Raw genomic sequence first — 1,074 nt, 5'->3', positions numbered from 1 at the left:
GAAAAAAGTAATCAGCATCAACGACAGAACTTCCTTACATTCCACTCTGGGGAGCGGTTTGAATCCTCGTGTAGAATAACCTGTCCACGGAAAGGGTAATGTTATACAGAAACAGCCCAAGAAATGGATAAGGAGTGAGCGAAGAATGGGTAACATGACGGCGACGGGAAGTACCAATCAGAAGTCTGGCAACACAGGGAAATGTCTCGGCCAGTATTTGTTCGACTGCTTAAAGCTTGAGGGAATCACCGAAATTTTCGGCGTGCCCGGAGACTATAATTTTACCCTGCTCGATACGCTGGAGAAGTATAACGGCATTGAATTTATCAATGGAAGAAATGAATTGAACTCGGGATACGCGGCGGACGCTTACGCCAGGATCAAAGGCATTTCGGCGCTGATTACGACGTTCGGCGTCGGTGAACTCAGTGCCTGCAACGCGATCGCCGGGGCGAACAGCGAGCATATTCCGCTGATTCATATCGTCGGATCCCCTCCGGACAAGGATCAGAAGGAGCATAAGCTGATGCACCACACCTTGATGGACGGCAATTTTGACGTCTTTCGCAAGGTGTACGAGCCGATTACGGCCTATACGGCTGTCGTCACGCCGGAGAATGCCGAGATCGAAATTCCGACGGCTATCCGGATCGCCAAGGAGAAGAAAAAGCCGGTCTATCTGGTGATCGCCGACGACTTGGTCTCAAAGCCTGTTATGGGAAGGGGAGAACCGACACCGCCAAAACCGTCATCCAACCTGACAACTCTTAAAGCAGCGGCGGATCAGGTGCGCCAGCTGCTTGACCGGGCCCGCAAGCCGGTTTTGCTGGTTGACGTGAATGCGATGCGTTTCGGACTTCAAACGGCGGTGCGTCAGCTGGCAGATGCCATGAATATTCCGGTGGCGACGATGATGTTCGGTAAAGGTGCTTTCGATGAGTCACACCCCAACTATATCGGGGTATACGGCGGCTCGTTTGGTTCGTCTGAAGTACAAACGGCGGTGGAACAAGCCGACTGCGTCATCGCAGTCGGGATGGTGTGGGCGGACAGCAAGTACGGGCACGTACACCG

1 protein-coding gene is annotated in these 1,074 nt (G+C 52.9%); it reads left to right on the top strand.

Annotated elements, in window-relative coordinates; genetic code table 11:
- Positions 1-145: 145 nt before the first annotated feature.
- Positions 146-1,074: thiamine pyrophosphate-binding protein (locus CPT76_RS13590; RefSeq protein WP_146116313.1), on the top strand; the 929-nt coding region annotated here is incomplete at its 3' end.

The organism is Paenibacillus sp. AR247, from assembly GCF_002968895.1.
Classification (GTDB): domain Bacteria; phylum Bacillota; class Bacilli; order Paenibacillales; family Paenibacillaceae; genus Paenibacillus_AQ; species Paenibacillus_AQ favisporus.
This window is presented reverse-complemented; position numbering and strand designations above follow the sequence as displayed.